The 14,458-nt window shown below is 71.6% G+C and carries 15 protein-coding genes; all 15 read left to right on the top strand.

Annotation, left to right across the window (positions count from 1 at the left end; all coding sequences use genetic code 11):
- The first annotated feature begins 56 nt into the window (after positions 1 to 56).
- The 15 genes from ACGFR7_RS11160 to ACGFR7_RS11090 all read left to right on the top strand — a co-directional run bounded on the left by ACGFR7_RS11160 (position 57) and on the right by ACGFR7_RS11090 (position 14,295).
- Entirely contained in the window at positions 57 to 1,094 is a 1,038-nt protein-coding gene (locus ACGFR7_RS11160; protein ID WP_393316221.1) for a diiron oxygenase, read from the top strand.
- Positions 1,095 to 1,113: 19 nt separating this feature from the next.
- Positions 1,114 to 2,229, top strand: coding sequence for a hypothetical protein (locus ACGFR7_RS11155; RefSeq protein WP_393316219.1), 1,116 nt, complete (start codon positions 1,114 to 1,116; stop codon positions 2,227 to 2,229).
- A 69-nt stretch (positions 2,230 to 2,298) separates the two neighbouring features.
- Positions 2,299 to 2,976, top strand: coding sequence for a hypothetical protein (locus tag ACGFR7_RS11150; protein WP_393316216.1), 678 nt, complete (start codon positions 2,299 to 2,301; stop codon positions 2,974 to 2,976).
- Entirely contained in the window at positions 2,976 to 3,656 is a 681-nt protein-coding gene (locus tag ACGFR7_RS11145; protein ID WP_393316214.1) for a hypothetical protein, read from the top strand. Before ACGFR7_RS11150 ends, ACGFR7_RS11145 begins: the two co-directional genes overlap by 1 nt.
- Positions 3,653 to 4,396, top strand: a complete 744-nt coding sequence (locus ACGFR7_RS11140; RefSeq protein WP_393316212.1) for an alpha/beta hydrolase fold domain-containing protein — start codon at positions 3,653 to 3,655, stop codon at positions 4,394 to 4,396. Before ACGFR7_RS11145 ends, ACGFR7_RS11140 begins: the two co-directional genes overlap by 4 nt.
- Positions 4,393 to 5,229, top strand: coding sequence for a hypothetical protein (locus ACGFR7_RS11135; RefSeq protein ID WP_393316209.1), 837 nt, complete (start codon positions 4,393 to 4,395; stop codon positions 5,227 to 5,229). Before ACGFR7_RS11140 ends, ACGFR7_RS11135 begins: the two co-directional genes overlap by 4 nt.
- Positions 5,213 to 6,217, top strand: a complete 1,005-nt coding sequence (locus ACGFR7_RS11130; RefSeq protein WP_393316207.1) for a hypothetical protein — start codon at positions 5,213 to 5,215, stop codon at positions 6,215 to 6,217. The genes ACGFR7_RS11135 and ACGFR7_RS11130 overlap by 17 nt, the downstream gene beginning before the upstream one ends.
- The gene (locus ACGFR7_RS11125; RefSeq protein ID WP_393316204.1) at positions 6,205 to 7,569 is read left to right on the top strand and encodes an aminotransferase class III-fold pyridoxal phosphate-dependent enzyme; all 1,365 of its coding nucleotides are present in this window, start codon (positions 6,205 to 6,207) and stop codon (positions 7,567 to 7,569) included. The genes ACGFR7_RS11130 and ACGFR7_RS11125 overlap by 13 nt, the downstream gene beginning before the upstream one ends.
- Complete coding sequence (locus ACGFR7_RS11120) at positions 7,566 to 7,748, top strand: (2Fe-2S)-binding protein (protein WP_311623143.1); 183 nt, start codon at positions 7,566 to 7,568, stop codon at positions 7,746 to 7,748. The genes ACGFR7_RS11125 and ACGFR7_RS11120 overlap by 4 nt, the downstream gene beginning before the upstream one ends.
- Before the next feature lie 119 nt (positions 7,749 to 7,867).
- Positions 7,868 to 8,827: an ornithine carbamoyltransferase gene (locus tag ACGFR7_RS11115; protein ID WP_393316200.1), complete on the top strand. Its 960-nt coding sequence runs from the start codon at positions 7,868 to 7,870 to the stop codon at positions 8,825 to 8,827.
- Between the two features lie 95 nt (positions 8,828 to 8,922).
- Positions 8,923 to 9,528 (top strand): LysE family translocator, encoded by a 606-nt coding sequence (locus ACGFR7_RS11110; protein WP_393316197.1) that lies wholly within the window; start codon positions 8,923 to 8,925, stop codon positions 9,526 to 9,528.
- A gap of 106 nt (positions 9,529 to 9,634) precedes the next feature.
- The gene (locus tag ACGFR7_RS11105; protein WP_393316194.1) at positions 9,635 to 10,552 is read left to right on the top strand and encodes a diiron oxygenase; all 918 of its coding nucleotides are present in this window, start codon (positions 9,635 to 9,637) and stop codon (positions 10,550 to 10,552) included.
- A gap of 195 nt (positions 10,553 to 10,747) precedes the next feature.
- The gene (gene sbnA / locus ACGFR7_RS11100; protein ID WP_393316192.1) at positions 10,748 to 11,728 is read left to right on the top strand and encodes a 2,3-diaminopropionate biosynthesis protein SbnA; all 981 of its coding nucleotides are present in this window, start codon (positions 10,748 to 10,750) and stop codon (positions 11,726 to 11,728) included.
- A gap of 5 nt (positions 11,729 to 11,733) precedes the next feature.
- Positions 11,734 to 12,744, top strand: coding sequence for a 2,3-diaminopropionate biosynthesis protein SbnB (gene sbnB / locus ACGFR7_RS11095; RefSeq protein ID WP_393316539.1), 1,011 nt, complete (start codon positions 11,734 to 11,736; stop codon positions 12,742 to 12,744).
- A gap of 183 nt (positions 12,745 to 12,927) precedes the next feature.
- The gene (locus ACGFR7_RS11090) at positions 12,928 to 14,295 is read left to right on the top strand and encodes an MFS transporter (protein ID WP_393316190.1); all 1,368 of its coding nucleotides are present in this window, start codon (positions 12,928 to 12,930) and stop codon (positions 14,293 to 14,295) included.
- Positions 14,296 to 14,458 lie beyond the last annotated feature (163 nt).

Here is a 14,458-nt window from a genome sequence, read left to right as displayed (position 1 = left end):
CGGTGCCGTGCCGGGTGTGCGTAGGTCCGGACCGTAGTGGCGAAGGGAGATCTCAGATGTGCGGAACCGCGGGCATGTTCGTGGGCTGTGCGGCGCTGACCCAGTGCCCCAAGCAGCTGCTGCTGCACCGGGTGGCCGCCGACGACGCCCCTGAGCCGCCCTCGACTCCCGGTGACTACCGCAGCCCGTTCCGCAATTGGTACGAGCGCGCCGCGGTGCGGCAGTCAGCGCGCCGGACCCTGCGCGAGGACGAGTCCGGCCGCTACTACTTCCCGCCGGATCTCGTCCCCATCACCCAGCACCCGCTGGTGAAGGAGCTGCCCCCGGCGGTGCACGAGGAGTTACTGGTCCAACACCTCTACCGCTACCTGGACTTCACGGCACGGCTGGAGTCCCTGGTGGTCAACCGGACGGTGCTGTCCATCGCGCAGGGCACCGTCGGCGTGCAGCTCCCGGAAGAGATGCGGTTCGACGCGTACAAGATCTACTGCGACGAGGCGTACCACACGCTGTTCTCCATCGACCTGGCGCGACAGGTGGAGCAGCGGACCGGGATCGCGCCGCGGCTGCCGCGGCAGCCGTTCTTCCTGGACCGGCTCCACCGGCTCCTCGATGAACTCCCGCCCGCAGACGGCGCGCTGGCCGAGATCCTTTTCGTGGTGGTGTCGGAGACCCTGATCTCCGCGAGCCTCGCCGAGGTCCCCGACAGCTCCGAGGTGGTGGCCGCGGTCTCCGGGACCGTACGCGACCACGCCGGTGACGAGGGGCGCCACCACGCGTACTTCGCCATGTTCCTGCGGCAGATGTGGGGGCAGCTCTCGCCGGCGGAGCGGCGTGCCGCGGCACGGCTGGTGCCCCGGCTCATCACGACGTTCCTCCACCCGGACCTGCCCGCGATCCGGGAGGAACTGATCCGCTACGGGCTGGGCGAGGACGACGCGCACTGCGTCGTGGCGGAGACCTACACGCCGGAGATCCTCAGCCAGCACCTTGCCGCCATGTCCCGGCAGACCGTGCGCTACTTCGAGTCCCTCGGCGCATTCGACGACGCGCGAGCCCTCGAGGAACTGCACGTCCACGGGATCAGGAAATGAAAGAGAGATTTCACAGCCCATGAATGAGACGCCAGCCCTCCCGGTCGAGGTGCATTGCCACGGTTTCGGCGAGGTGGACTTCTCGGAGTTCGCCAATTTGGATCTCGTACTGCTCGACCGCAGATCAGCCGAGGAAGGCGTGGTGTGCATCCCCACGCTCTATCTCCACCGGTCCGCGCTCGAGAAGTTCGAGTGGTTCATGCAGCGGTACGCCGACCTGCGCCGCAACGGCAAGCTGCCGCACATTCCCGGCATCGCGCTGGAGGGGCCGCTGCTCGCCAGCCACGGCGGCACCCCCGAGGCGACCGTCTGGGCCCCCACCCGCCATGAGTGGGAGCGCCTGGCCAGGCTCGGCGACCTCGGGCTGGTCTACACCGTGATGTCACCCGACGCGTTCACCACCGCCTCGGGCCTCCACGACAACCTCGACGACCGCCACCCGCGGCTCGACTGGATCGTCCCGCAGCTGCTGGCCCACGGGGTGCGGCCGGCGCTGGGGCACTTCACCCGGCAGGACCCCGCCGCCAGCGCCGAGCTCGTCCGGGACATCGTCGACATCGCCTGGCAGAGCGAGTGGACGGGCAGCGGTGCCCGGGTGATCACCGACCACCTGTTCAACGACATGCCGCTGAACATCAAGCACGCCTTCCGCACCTCCGCCGCGCGGGCCAGGCGGGAGAGCACCCTGACCGCGTACGACCTGCCGAACTGGACGCTGGCCGACATGGACCAGATCGCCGGCCCGGTGCCCGCCGCGATCATGAACGAGGCGGCCGCCGGACGGATCGCGGCCTGCATCAACTTCGACGGCGAGCACGTCGACCTGGCCATCGCCGCCCGCGCCGCCGAGCTGATGGGCCACGCCAACACCATGCTGATGACCGACCGCTGCGACTCCGCGCGGATCGGCGGGCAGGCCCTGCACCAGACCGACGACAACGGGCTGTGGTACCAGGACGGCGGCATCGTCGCGGCCGGCTCGCAGCCCCTGGCCCGGCAGACCCGCAACGCCCAGGGGCAGGGAGTGGCCGCCGATCCGCTGTGGCAGCTGGTCGGCGGCACGGCGCACCGCGCCTTCGGAACCCAGGCGGACGGCCCGGGGCTGCGGCCCGCTGCGCTGTCCGCGCAGCAGTGAGCGCCCTACCCGCCCGGGCGCCGGCGCTTCCTTGGCACAGCACCCTCAAGGCGAACACAGGAGAAAGCGATGCTTGATGAACTGGACCGGTTGACCGTCGACTGGTCGGACCTGCCCAAGGCGCGGGCTCAGACGAACGAGATCCTTACCGCGCTGGCCGAGGACAAGCAGGCGATGACGCATCTGCTGGAGCGGGCTCGTGAGGAGGAGGACCTTTTCGACAAGTGCGAGCACCACCGGCTGCTGGACAAGCTGGTGGTCTACGACGCACTGGACCGCGGGTTCCGTATCCGGGTGCATGTCTCGACCGAGGATCACCGGGACCGTCCGCACGACCACCGTTTCACCTTCACCTCCCTCATCCTGCGCGGTCACTACCGCCACGTCCGCCACCAGCTGGTGGGCCGCCCCGACGGGGTCCCGGAGGACGCCCAGGACGACTTCGACGCCCAGGACTCCGACCTGCGGGTGATCCCACGGTTCGTGACCAACGAGGTCGCCGGCAACTGCTACACGCTGCACCACTCCGAGATCCACACCACCTACACCACCCCCAACACCGTCTCCCTCTTCCTGCGCGGCCCCGCGGAGAAGGAGCGCTCGCTGATCACCGAGCGGGAGACCGGGCGGGTGTGGTGGCGCTTCGGCGAGGACAAGGAGAAGGCCGCCCGCAAGGGCAGCAAGCGCATCAGCAAGGCGTACTACGACGAACTCACCGCGCGGTTGCGGGGAATGGAGGTCCTGTGATGACCAGCGCGACAGCCGACCGCACCCAGGCCGCGGTCTCCCTGATGGAATCCCTGCCGACGGTGCGCTGGGACGACATCGAATCCGCCGCCGAGGTCACCGAGCGGATCGCCCGCCGCCTCGGTGACGACCCCGAGCTGCTGGGCACCCTCGTCGAGCGGGTCCGGCGCACACCGGAGCTGCGCGAGAAGTGTGAGTGCCACGCCCTGGACGACAAGATCGTCCTCTGGGACGACCAGGAGAAGGGCCTGCGCATCAGGCTCCGGCTCGCCAACACCGACCAGTACGAGCGGGTGCACAACCACCGCTACAGCTTCACCGCCTACATCCTGCGCGGCGCCTACCGGCACACCCTCTACGCCACCGACCAGCCGCTGGACGAGACGGCCGACGTCAACCGCTTCTGGCCGCACTTCGTGCGCGAGGAGCCCGCGGGCCGCTGCATCACGCTCGACCACGAGCAGCTGCACACCACCATCACCGAGCCCGAGACGATCTCGCTGATGATCCAGAGCCCCGCGCGCAAGGACCGGGCCTTCATGATCCGCCGGTCCGACGGCCAGGTGTGGTACCGGCTGGGCGCCGCCGAGGAGAGCGCGGAGCGGCGCCGCGAGGTCCGCATGTCCGACGAGCGGTTCGAGCACTGGGCCGGGCGCCTGAGGGCGATGGGCGTCCTGTGACGGTCCAGGAAGGCGTTCTGCGCTACGGCGACTCGCCGTGGCAGCGGATCGATCTGTACACCCCCGTGCGGGGTCCGGTCCGCTCCGCGGCCGTGATCTTCCACGGCGGGTTCTGGCGGCACGACCGCATCGCCCGCGACCTGGAGCCGCTGGCCGTCGCCCTGGTGCAGCGCGGGTGCGCCACCGCCGCGGTGGAGTACCGACCGGCCTGGGACGGCGGGCAGTGGCCGGCGGCCGCCGAGGACGCCGCCGAGGCACTGCAGCGGCTGGATGCCGCCGGCGCGCCCTGGCAGGACGCCACGCTGGTCGGGCACTCCGCGGGGGCGCACCTGGCCCTGGCCGCCGCCGCCGGGCGGGGCGCCGGCCGGCGCACGGTCCTGCTGGCACCCGTCGTGGACCTGGCGCACACCCTCGCGACCGGCACCGGCGGGCCGGCCGTCGGTCACTTCCTCGCCGGACACCTGGCGGCCGGCGGCAGCGCCGACGAGGCGACCCCCCGGCCCTCGCGGGCCGATCTGGCGTCGCTGACCGTCGTCGAGGCGGCCTGCGACCAGGCGGTGCCCACCGAGCTGACGAAGTACCAGATCGAGCAGTGGCGGGATGGCGGGCTCGCCGTGGACCACCACACCGTTCCCGACGCCCGCCATATGCACCTGGTCAATCCGGAGCGGGACGGCTGCGCCGCGGTACTGGCGCTGCTGGCCGGTGACCCGGCGGCCGCCGAGGGGAGCGCGTCATGACCCAGGCGGCGCACCGGGCGCGGGTGCTCGGCCCGGCCGGGCCCGGGCGCCCGCTGCGGATCGGCGTGCTGGCCTCGGCGACCGGCGGGAACCTGCGCACGCTGCTGTCGCTGCAGCACACCGCGCCGGACCGCTTCCAGGTCTGCCTGGTCGCCTCCCACGGACAGCGGATCGCCGCGCTGGACGTGGCGCGCGAGGCCGGCGTGGAGGCGTGGACCGGCGACTTCGACGCGCACTGCGGCTCGGCGTCGCAGGCGGCCGCCGACGGCCCGGACGCCTTGCGCCGCTACCGCGAGCGGGCCCGCTCCTGGCACGACGGGCTCAACTCCCGTATGGCGTCCTGGGAAGCGGACAACGGCCCCCTGGACCTGGTGGTCCTGGCCTACCACCGCTGGATCGAGGGGGCGCTGCTGGACCGCTACGCCCACCGGATGATCAACCAGCATCCGGGCGACCTGAGCGTGCTGGCGGACGACGGCAGCCGGGCGCTGACCGGCAAGGACCCGGTCCGGCTGGCCATGAGCCGGGGACACCGCGCGACCCGGACGTCCTGCTTCCTCGTCGACGGGACCCACGACGGCGGCGCCGTGCTGTGCATGGGGCCCCCGGTGCCGGTCGGCGACCGCCGCCCCACCACCGAGGACGCCTGGCAGCAGGAAGTGCTCCAGAAGGAACGGAGCGACCGCCCCTGCCTGGAGTGGACGGTGCGCGCCTTCGCCGCCGGGCGCCTGGCCGTGGACGGCGCATGCCACGCCGACGGCAGCCGGGTGGTGCTGGTCGACGGGGAGGTCACCCCGCTCGGAGGAAAGAGACTCGATGACACTGACGACTGACGCGGTATGCCGCTCGGCGGTCGCGGCCGACGCGCTCGACGCGCTGACGGCCGATCCCGACAAGCGCGCGCTGTACCGCTACGACACCTACGCCCGCGAGGGACTGGACTCCTTCGCCGCCATGGGGGCGCTGGAACGCTCCCAGGGCGTGACGTTCGTCGTGCTCAAGCCCGACGCGGTCGCCGGGCGGCGCTGCCGGCAGCTCCTGAGCGTGCTGTACGAGGAGGGCTGGTTCCCGCTGGCGGCCACCACGGTGCGCTTCGATCCGCTGCTGACCCGGGAGCTGTGGCGCTACCAGTTCAACGCCGCCTCGCAGCAGCGCATCGCGGTCGTCGACCACCTGCTCGGCTCGGGCCCCGCCCTCCTGGTGCTGCTGGGCGATGCCCGGCGCCCCGCGTGGATGCCCGCCAGCGTCCGGCTGACGGCCGCCAAGGGCAGCGCGGACCCCGAGGCCGCGCGCGGCCGGGATCTGCGGACCCGGATCGGCCGGGTGAACGGCCTGTTCAACTTCATGCACACCGCGGACGACCCGGCCGACGTCGTCCGCGAGCTGCAGCTGTTCTCCTACCAGGCCGGCTGGCAGTGGTGCCGCCAGGCGCTCACCTCCGAGGGCCCCGGGGAGCCGCCCGCGCCCGGCACCGGTCCCGCGCACGACCTGCTGCCCCAGCTGGAGGCCGCCATCCCCCAGCACGACCTGGACCTGGCCCTGTCCCTGCGCCGCCTGGAGCGCGGCACCGACGCCTGGGCCGAACTGGCCACGACCGCCGCCGCACCCGAGCACATCGGCGCCTGGCTGGCGGAACTGGTCCGTACCCCGCTCCCGTACGGCAGCGCCCGCTGGGACGTGCTGTCGGTGGTCACCGGCTGGATCGACTGCAACGAACCGGGCGTGGCACCCCTGCTGCCCACGTCGTCGGCCGCCGCCTGGGAGCCCGCGGCGCCCGGCGGGAACCCGACCGCGAAGGAGACCGAACGGTGCCTGTCCTGAACACCGGCGCGCAGCGCACGCAGATACCGCCCTTCGCGGGCGCGGGCAACCTGATCTACCGGTCGGCGCAGGTCCCCCGCTTCGTCGGCGGCCAGGGCTGCTTCCTCCAAGCGGACGACGGGCGCCGGTATCTGGACGCCGAGGCCGCCAACGGAACCCTCTCCTGGGGATACGACAGCGAGATCCTGCGCGAGGCGCTGAACCGCTGCATGGAGCTGCCGGCCCTCCCGTCGTTCTGCGAGTCGGAGCTGCGGCTGGCCGTTCTGGAGCGCATCGAGCGGCTGTGCTCCGAGGCCGTGGGGGCGCCCGGCCGGGTCGAACTGGACCTGGGCGGCGCCCAGGGCATGGAGACCGCGCTGCGCATCGCCTTCAGCAACAACGGGCCCGGCACGGTCGTCGTCTTCGAGGGCGCCTTCCACGGCCGCTCCGGGGTGACGAGCATGCTCAGCAGCAGCCCGCGCTACCGCGAACTGCTCGCCGCCTGGGGCCTGGAGGTCGTACGGCTGCCCAGCCCCGACTGTCTGCGCTGCCCGCACGCCCGGCCCGCCGGCGGCTGCTCCAGCGGCTGCACACAGGCCGTCGCCCGCTGGGGCTCGGAGCTCAGCGGGGTCGGCGGCCGCCACCACGGCCGCAAGGTCTCCGCCTTCATCTTCGAATCCGTGCAGAACGTGGGCGGCATGGTCACGCCCGACTCCGCGCTGCTGCGCGCGGCCGTCGACCACGCCCGTGCCCAGGGCGCCGTGGTCATCGCCGACGAGATCTTCACGGGCATGCACCGGGTCGGCCCCCGCTGGGGATTCCAGCGCGCGGGCGTCCGGCCGGACGTCATCGTGACGAGCAAGGCGCTCACCAACGGCGCGGCCGCGCTCAGCGCCGTGTGGGCGCGCGAACCGCTGGCCGACCCCGAGCACTACCGGCCGGGAAGCCACTCCTCCACCTTCATCGGGATCCCGCACGCGCTCGCCGTGACGGAGACCGTGCTGGACCGCTGGGAGGCGTGGAAGGACGTGGACAAGGACGTCCTCGCCCTGGAGGACGGCCTGCGCACCCGGCTGCGGCAGCTCGCGGACCGGCACCCCCGGCTCATCAGCCGGACCGATGCCATGGGAGCCACCGCACGGATCGTGATGAGCGGCCACCACGCCGCCCGTATCAGGGAGTTGGGCGCCCATGTCCACCCCGACTACGGCCTGCTCGTGGCCTCGACCGGGATGGCACCGGACGTCCTCAACATCCACCCGCCGCTGGTGACCGGCGAGGCCGAGCTCGACCTGCTCGCCGAAATCCTCGATCTGGCCTTCGGCGCGCTCGGCCGGGAGACCGCGGACGGCCCGGGGAGCGGCACGCCATGACCGACGACTCCGACCCCCTGATCTGTATGTGCGCCCATGTCAGGGAGAGCGAAATCCTCGCCGCGGCCGGCCGCGGTTGCCGCGACCTGGCGGCTGTGCGCGAGGAGACCTCGGCCAACACCGGCTGCGGGGACTGCGCCGAGGACGTCGAGGAACTTCTGGCGTACGCCGCGCCCTGAGCCGCAACCCCGCGCGCTGGGGCCCGCACCCCGGGCCCCGAGCCGCACCCCGCGCCCGCACCGCTGCACCGGGGAACCCCCGGTCCCGCCGGACACGACCACCCGAAGGAAGAGCACCGATGACTGAACTGATGACGGGACTGCCGCCCGTGACCCCGGAGCAGGGTGTGTTCTCCCTGGGCGAGCTGTCCCGGGACGACGTGCACCAACTGGTACGCCGGAGCGCCGACTTCTACCGGGACATCGGCGCGCACCGCAGCCCGCTGAGCGGCCGGGTGGCCGGCATCCTCTTCACCAAGACCTCCACCCGCACCCGTACCGCGTTCACCACCGCCGCCATCCGCCTGGGCGCCTCCCCGGTCACCTTCGGCCCCCACGACCTGCAGACGAACACCGGCGAGTCGATCACCGACACCGGCCGCATCCTGGGCAGCATGCTGGACCTGCTGGTCGCCAGGACGGCAGGGCCGCTGGACGAGCTGCGCGAGATCTCCCGGCACGGCGGCATTCCGGTGGTCAACGCGATGGCGGCGGAGGAGCACCCGACACAGGGGATCTGCGACCTGGCGACGATCAGCATGTGCCGCGGCGGGGTGGACGGCGCACGCATCGTCTACCTCGGCGAGGGCAACAACACCGCCACCGCCCTCGCGCAGGGCATCGCCCATTTCTCCGGCTGCCAGGTCACCTTCGCCACTCCCGAGGGGTACGGCCTGCCGGCCGCGGCCCTGGAGTCCGCCGCCAAGCGGGCGGCCCAGCTCGGCACCACGCTCACCCAGGTGCACTCGACCGACGAACTGCCCGACGAGGCCGACTTCGTCTACACCACCCGCTGGCAGACCACGGGAACCGCCAAGCCGGACGCCGACTGGCGGGAGAAATTCCTGCCGTTCTACGTCGACGACGCCCTGATGGACCGCTGGCCGCAGGCCCGGTTCCTGCACGACCTGCCCGCCCACCGCGGCGAGGAGGTGGCCGGCAGCGTGCTCGACGGCGACCGGTCCGTGGCCTGGGGACAGGCCCGGATGAAGCTCACCGGCGCCATGTCCACGCTGGAATGGCTGGCGGACCGGCTCTGACCGGCGCCTGCCACCGGGCGCGGCGCCTGCCACCAGGCGCCGGCCGCTCCGAGTACCACAGCACCTGAGCACAGAGAACAGGAAGAACGTCCCAGATGACCAACTTCATCGGATACATCGCCGTGGCCGGACTGATCGTGGTGTCCCCCGGCGCGGACACTCTGGTGGTCATCAGAAACGCACTGCACGGCGGCGCCAGGGCCGCCGTGCAGACCGCCGCGGGGGTGTGCACCGGACTGGTCGCCTGGGCGGCGGCATCGGTGGCGGGGCTCTCGGCCGTGCTGGCCGCCTCGCCCGCCCTCTTCACCGCCATCAAGATCGCCGGAGCCGCCTACCTGGTCTTCCTGGGCATCCGTGCCATCGTCGCGGCCCGCAGACCGCTCGGCGACGTGGACACGCCCACCCAGCTGAACTGGCGTCAAGGGGCGGTCACCAGCCTGGGCAACCCCAAGGTCGGCGTCTTCTACACCTCGTTCCTGCCGCAGTTCATCCCGGCCGGAAGTGGTTCCCTGCCCGTCTCCCTCACGCTGGCCGGCATCCACATCGCCCTCAGCTTCCTGTGCCTGTGCGGCTATGCCCTGCTGGTGCTGCGGCTCGGCAACATCTTCAAGCGGGACGGCTGGCGCCGCGCGCTGGAGACCGTGGGCGGCGGTGCCCTGTGCGCCATCGGCACCTGGCTGGTGGTCTCGGCCGTGGCCTAGTACCGCAGCAGCCCCGGGCCTGCTGCCTCTGCCCGGCGCGGTGCCACCCCTGACAGGAACGACCTGACAGGACAGGAACGACCTGACAGGAACGAGAGGAATGCGCATGAAGTCCCCGATGAACCAGTGGTACGAGAAGGCAGGGGTCCGAAGAGACCCGCGGCGCGTCATAGGCCAGGACCTGGAGTCGGGCAAGACGCTCTTCCCGGAGGCGATGATCCCGTACGTGGACCATCCGCTGGTGCGGGCCCTGGGGCCCGACGAGCGTTTCCGCATCGTCGCCCGGCACCTCTACCAGTACCTGCACTTCACCATGCACTTCGAGACGAGCGTGGTGAACCGCGCCACCGAGCGCATCGCCAACGGCACCTCGGGCCTGGGGGTGAGGTCCGGGATGCGGCTGGACGCGTACAAGATCTACTGCGACGAGGCGTACCACGCCCTGTACAGCCTCGACATCATCGAACAGGTGCGCGACGTCACCGATATCGACGTGCCCGCCTATGACTTCACGCCCTTCCTGGGCCAGCTGGACGGCATCGGTGCGCAGGTCATGCCGGGCGAGCCGCTGCTGACCCAGCTGCTGCAGGTCGTCGTCTTCGAAACGCTGGTCACCTCCATCCTCAAGGACGTCCCCAAGGACCCCCGGGTCGTGACCACCGTGCGGGACGTGGTGCGCGATCACGCCGAGGACGAGGGCAGGCACCACGCCTACTTCTCCGGGTTCTTCAAGGAGCTGTGGACCGACCTGGACCCGGGGCTGCGCGAGCGCTCCGCCCGCTGTCTGCCGGAACTGGTGCTGCGCAGTCTGGCTCCGGACCTGGCACCGGTGCGCAACTCACTGCGCCTCGCGGGCCTGGACAAGGACGGTGTGGAGCAGGTCATCGCCGATGCGTACGCGCCCGGGCAGGTCCGCGAGCAGATCCGCAACTCGGCCCGGCACACCGTCCGGCTCTTCGAGTCGGTGGGCGTGCTGGGGATGCCCGGAGCCGAGGAGGCCTTCGCGGCGGCGGGCCTGGACTGACCGGGGGCAGGGGGCCCGGAACGAGGTTCGCCATGTGTGGTACCACCAAATCCATATCGCACCAAGGGAATTGACGTGTCCGCGCCGCCCGCCCCACCTGGGTATCCGCCGCCGAGACACCGGCGAACCGATGGCCCCTGATCGCGTCCGGCCCGCGGTGTGCGAGCAGCCCACTTCGTGGAGCAGGAGTAATCCGTGATACTCGATCACGCTTATGAAGTCATCACCGATGACGTCTTTCTACGCCTCGGTGATCTGGTGCCGGGCAGCGAAGTCTTCCTGAAACTGGAAGGGTTAAACCCTGCCGGGTCCATCAAACTGAAAGCGGCCGTCAGCATGCTGGAGGACGCCGAGCGGGCGGGAGAGGTGCTGCCGGGCGGCCGGATCATCGAGTCCTCGTCCGGGAGCCTCGGGATCGCGCTGGCGCTGGTGGCCACCGCCAAGGGGTACTCCTTCACCTGTGTCACCGACCCGAACACCTCGCCCCAGAGCATCGCTGTGATGCGGGCCCTGGGCGCGGACGTGGTCCAGGTGAACCACCGCGACGCCAACGGCGGATTCCTCGGGACGAGGATCGCCTACATCCGTGAACGGCTGGCCGCGGAGCCGGACCTGGTCTGGCTGAACCAGTACGCCAATCCGGCCAACCCCCGCGCCCACGAGACACACACCGCCACCGCGATCCTCAGCGAAATCGCCTGCGTGGACTATCTCTTCGTCGGTGCCGGTACCTCGGGGACGCTGATGGGATGCCTGGCCCACTTCCGCAAGCATTCTCCGGCCACGCAGATCATCGCCGTCGACTCCGAGGGGTCCGTGACCTTCGGCCATCCGGCGGGGCCCCGTCACATCCCCGGGCTGGGCACCAGCAGAAGGCCGGAGATCTGCCACCCCGAGGCGCCCGACAAGATCATTCTGGTGCCCGAGGCCGAAGCCGTACGCACCTGCCGTTCCTTCGCCCGGCGGGGGATCTTCGTCGGCGGCTCCACCGGTTCCGTGCTGGCCGCGGTGGCGCGCATGGCTGCCGGCATACCCCAGAACTCCCGGGTGGTGGCGATCTCGCCGGACCTCGGGGACCGCTATGCACAGACCGTTTACAACGATGACTGGGTGGTCCGTACCTTCGGGCCCGAAGCGCTATCGGCCGGCGAACTCGTCGGCCAGGCAGGGAGATGAGCCGAGTGTTCTCGTTCCACGTGGTGGCCGGTGCCCAGGCCCGCCGCATCATTGCCCGCTCCCGGACGGACATCATCGATCAGGTGCGCCAGACCTACCTGATGCACCATGAAGGCCAAACGGTCAACCCGAACAGCTACTTCCTGCGGTTCCCGGAGAAGCCGGGCTCCCGGATCATCGCCCTGCCCGCTTACGTGGGCGGCGACCGGTCAGTGGCCGGCATCAAGTGGATCTCCAGCTTCCCGGAGAACGTCTCCCGCAACGTGCCCCGGGCGTCCGCCGCGCTGCTGTTGAACGACTACGAGACCGGCTATCCGTTCGCCTGCCTCGAGGCGTCGCAGATCAGCGCCGCGCGGACGGCGGCCTCGGCCGTCCTCGGCGCCGAGGCGCTGCAGGGCGGCACCGAGGCCCAGAAGATCGCCGTGGTGGGCGCCGGCATCATCGCCCGCAATATCGTCGAGTTCTTCCACGCCGCCGGCTGGAAGACCGGCCGGTTCGCCCTCCACGACGCGGTTCCGGAGTACGCTGCCAAGCTCGCCGGCTTCATCGGGGAACTCGGCCGGACGGCGACCGTGGAAGAGGAGCTGGCCGCGGCGGTCGACGGCGCGGACCTCGTGGTCTTCGCGACCACCGCAGGGGAGCCCTATGTCGTCGAGGAGTCGGCCTTCGCGCCGGGCCAGAACGTGCTCAACATCTCGCTGCGCGATATCGGTCCGGACATCATCGCGGGCTCCCACAACATCCTGGACGACATCGACCACTGCCTCACCGCGAACACCTCTCCGCACCTGGCACAGCAGAAGTTCGGGCATCACGACTTCATCGACGGCACGCTCGCCGGTGTGCTGACCGGTGAGGTGCGCCTCGGCCACGACAAGCCCAGGATCTTCTCGCCCTTCGGCCTCGGGGTTCTCGATCTCGCGGTCGGCATGCATGTGTACACGTCCGCGAAGGAATCCTCTTCAGCAGTGGAGATCCCCGACTTCTTCGGCGAGACCGAACGGTGGTCCCGCTAGTCCGCCGGCAGCCCGTCGGCGGTCCGTCAGCATTCCGGCGGTCCGTCAGCAGCCCGGTGGTCCGTCAGCAGTCCGTCCCGTTCAGCAGATCACGGACGTTCCCCCTCAGGAGGCAGAAGGCATGAGAGCGAACGAGGCAGGCGAACCGCGCCGCAAGGCCCCCGCCACGGAAGCGGGCACCCGATGACGGCGCAGCACGAGGACGCCGGGACGGGCGCCGGGACGGGCGCCGGGACGGGCGCCGGGACGGACGCCGGGACGGACGCCGGGACGGACGCCGGGACGGACGCAGCGACGGACGAGGCAGCCCGGTCCGCGTCCGCCGGCGCGCCCGCCTCCCGCCGCGGAGGCCTTTCCGTCTTCTGGCGCTACTGGACCGCGTCCACGGTCAGCCAGGCCGGTGACGCGGTCACCACCGTCGCCCTGCCGCTGCTGGCCGTGGGGGCGCTGCAGGCCTCGGCGTTCGAGGTGAGCCTGCTGCCGGCCGCCCAGTACGCCGCCTGGATCGCGATCGGGCTGCCGGCCGGCGTCATCGTGCAGCGCCTGCCGCTGCGCGGCACCCAGGTGGTGATGGACCTCCTGCGGGCGGCCGCCATCGTCTCGGTGCCGGTGGCCTACGCGCTGGGCGTCCTGCACCTGGCGCAGCTCGTCGTCGTCGCGCTGGTCATCGGCCTGGCGACGGTGATCTTCGACGTCGGCAACTCGACGTTCCTCCCCACCATCGTCAGCAAGGACGAGCTGACCGCGCGCAACAGCCTCTCCTCCGCCTCCACTTCGGCGACCCAGCTCGGCGGTCCCTCGCTCGGCGGCGTGCTCGTGCAGTTCTGCGGCGCGGCCCTGAGCCTCGTCGTCGACGCCGTCAGCTATCTGGTCTCGGCCCTGCTCCTGTGGAGCCTGCCCAGGGCCGCCCCTCCGGCGGCGCCCGCGGAGCGCGAGTCGACCGTGGCGCTGATCAAGGAGGGCTGGCGTTTCGTGGCCCACCACACGGTGATCCGTCCCTGTGCGGCGGCCGCGACCCTGACCAATTTCATCCTCGGCGGCCTCATGGCGCTGACGCCGGTCTTCCTCGTGCGGACGCTGCACGCCCCCGCGAGCCTCGTCGGCCTCCTGATCGCCGCCGAGGGCCTGGGCAGCCTGATCGGGGCGGCGCTCACCACCCGTCTCGCGAACCGGCTGGGCAGCGCCCGCACCCTGGTGTACGGCACGTTCGCCGGGGCGGCGTGCGCCCTGCTGATGCCGCTGGCGCAGGCGGGGTGGGGGCTGCTCCTCTTCGCCCTGGGCAGCATGGGCTTCGGGGCCGCGGCGGTGGTCATGAGCATCCTCACCCGTACACACCGGCAGACGGTGACCCCGATCGAACTGCTGCCCCGCGTCATGGCCACCGTGCGCTTCATCTCCTGGGGAGCCATCCCCGTCGGCGCCCTGGTGGCCGGCGCGGCGGCCACCGCACTGGGCAACCGAGGTGCCGTCTGGGTGATGTGTGCGCTGGCCTTCCTGGCGCCGCTGGCCTTGTGGAGCAGCCCCCTCCGGCGGATGCGCGACCTGACCTGACCTGACGGCCGCGGCCGGGCGCCCCGTACACGGCGTACGCCAACCGGGCCGGGGGGGGGGGGGGGGGGGGGGGGGGGGGGGCGGGGGGGGGGGGGGGGGGGCGCCCGGGCGGGCGGCCAGGGCCGGTGGCGCGTAGGGGACGGGCAGGGCGGCGGACGGCGGG

It is taken from the genome of Streptomyces sp. NPDC048516 (assembly GCF_043199875.1).
In the GTDB taxonomy this organism is placed as follows: domain Bacteria; phylum Actinomycetota; class Actinomycetes; order Streptomycetales; family Streptomycetaceae; genus Streptomyces.
This window is presented reverse-complemented; position numbering and strand designations above follow the sequence as displayed.